Origin of the sequence: Nocardiopsis halophila DSM 44494 (assembly GCF_000341245.1) — a bacterium.
Classification (GTDB): domain Bacteria; phylum Actinomycetota; class Actinomycetes; order Streptosporangiales; family Streptosporangiaceae; genus Nocardiopsis_A; species Nocardiopsis_A halophila.
This window is the reverse complement of the sequence record NZ_ANAD01000281.1, coordinates 1-2,307: the sequence shown is the minus strand read 5'-3', so window position 1 is coordinate 2,307 and position 2,307 is coordinate 1. Positions and strand designations below refer to the sequence as shown.

General features: G+C 74.0%; 2 protein-coding genes. One reads left to right on the top strand and one right to left on the bottom strand.

All coding sequences use genetic code 11. The annotated features are described in order from the left end of the window. Positions 1 to 205 precede the first annotated feature (205 nt). A complete protein-coding gene (locus tag D450_RS0128950) occupies positions 206 to 1,162 on the bottom strand; it encodes a sulfite exporter TauE/SafE family protein (protein ID WP_017542119.1) in 957 nt (318 codons plus the stop codon). Positions 1,163 to 1,458: 296 nt separating this feature from the next. Here D450_RS0128950 and eno point away from each other — a divergent pair. Continuing rightward, positions 1,459 to 2,307, top strand: an 849-nt coding sequence (eno, locus tag D450_RS0128945) for a phosphopyruvate hydratase (protein ID WP_017542118.1), incomplete at its 3' end; no start/stop codon positions are given.

Genomic DNA, 2,307 nt, shown 5'->3' with positions numbered 1-2,307 from the left:
AGGGCCCCTGCCACTCGGCAGGCCGGCCGGAGCGGGGTACCAGCCGTCCCGTCGTTGCCGCTGTTCCCGGACCACCAGAGGCCCGGCGGCCGACGAGCAGGTCAGGGGAATCACCCGGCGTCGGTCACCGGATTCCTCTCGTCTGCGCTCGATCTGTGAGGGGCGGTCCCGAGGGCGCTCCCGAGGCCGGTCCGGGCCGCGCTCGTCAGTGCTCGGCGGGGACGGGGCCGTCGTCGGCCTCCGAGGAGGCGTGGTCGTCCCGGCTTCTGTCCCGGCTCCCGTCCCGGTGCTCGGCGCGGCGCTCGCTGAAGTGCAGCCGCCAGCAGTGCGCCACCGCGGCCGCCCACGCCAGCAGGATCCCGGCGTAGAGCGCGTAGGTGGGCAGCGGCGGGAGCTGGGCCCACTCCGCGCTCAGCACCACCCGGGTGTTGGTCAGCACGATCAGCCCGCCGACCATGGACCCCAGCGGGCGCGCCGGCACCATCCGGGCCAGCCACGCCGCCACGGGGGCGGCGAGCAGCCCGCCCAGCAGCATCACCCCCACCCACGCCAGGTCGATGCCCTCCAGACCCAGGCCGACGGCGAAGCCGAGGCTGCCCGCGACGACCACGGCGAACTCGCCCGCGCTGATCGAGCCGATCACCTTGCGCGGCTCCAGGCGGCCGGTGGCCAGCAGTGCGGTCGTGCCGACCGGCCCCCAGCCCCCGCCGCCGGTGGAGTTCATGAACCCGGCCACCAGGCCGAGCGGGGCGAGGAAGGCCGTGCGCAGCGGCCGCGCGCCGGTGGGGCGCGGCATGTCCCGCAGGGTGAAGCGCAGCAGCAGGTACAGCCCCAGCGCCAGCAGGATGGAGGACATCAGCGGGCCCGCGGCCTCCGAGGAGAGCCGGCTCAGCAGCAGCGCCCCGGCGAACGCCCCCACCGCGCCGGGGGCGGCGATGCGCACCACCACGCGCCGGTCGACGTTGCCGAACCGCCAGTGCGCGAACCCCGAGGCCAGCTGCGAGCCCACCTGGGAGAGGTTGACCGTGGCCGAGGCCGCCGCCGGGCCGGTGCCCAGCATGAGCAGCATCGTGGTGGAGGTGGCCCCGTACCCCATGCCGAGGCTGCCGTTGATCAGCTGGGCGGCAAGTCCGACGAGTCCGAGGAGGATCAGGGTCTGCATCGCGCGCCTTCGGTGACGGTGTTCGGGGGCGGCCGCCGCGGGACGCCGCAGCCTCTTTCTCCTACTTAGTTAGTGGGAATAGTAGGCACATGGGGTGCGGCGGGGCAAGGGGCGACACGCCGGACACCGCTCCCGGGGGAGGTCGGGGCGGTTCCGGGCCGCCGTCGCGCCCGGGGCCGCACGGGGTCGCGCGGGGTCGCTAGGCTCGGAGTCGGTCCGCGGCGGCAACGCCGACCCGCGCCGCTCCCCGCGGGCCCGGTCGCCAGTCGAGCGTGAACGAAGAAGGAGGACGACCCGTGTCGTCGATCGAGGCAGTACAGGCGCGAGAGATCCTTGACTCCCGCGGGAATCCGACGGTCGAGGTCGAGGTCCTCCTCGACGACGGGACGACCGCCCGCGCAGCCGTTCCCAGCGGCGCCTCCACCGGGCAGTTCGAGGCGGTTGAGCTGCGCGACGGGGGCGAGCGCTACGGCGGCAAGGGCGTGGACAAGGCCGTCACGGCCGTCAACGACGAGGTCGCCGACGAGCTGCTCGGATTCGCCCCCGAAGAGCAGCGCCTGATCGACCGGGCGCTCACCGACCTGGACGGCACCCCCAACAAGGCCCGCATCGGGGCCAACGCCATCCTCGGCTCCTCGCTGGCGGTCGCCCACGCCGCCGCCGAGACCGCGGGCCTGCCGCTCTTCCGCTACCTGGGCGGCCCCAACGCGCACGTGCTCCCGGTGCCGATGATGAACATCCTCAACGGCGGGGCGCACGCCGACACCAACGTCGACATCCAGGAGTTCATGATCGCGCCGATCGGCGCGGCGAGCTTCCGCGAGGCCGTGCGCTGGGGCGCCGAGGTCTACCACGCCCTGAAGTCGGTGCTCAAGGAGCACGGCCTGGCCACCGGGGTGGGCGACGAGGGCGGCTTCGCCCCGAACCTGGACAGCAACCGCGCCGCCCTCGACCTGATCGTCGAGGCGATCGGCAAGGCCGGCTACACCCCCGGCAGCGACATCGCCCTGGCCCTGGACGTGGCCGCCTCGGAGTTCTTCGAGGACGGCACCTACCGCTTCGAGGGCACCGAGCGCAGCGCCGAGGACATGGCCGCCTACTACGCCGAGCTGGTCGACGCCTACCCGCTGGGGTCCATCGAGGAC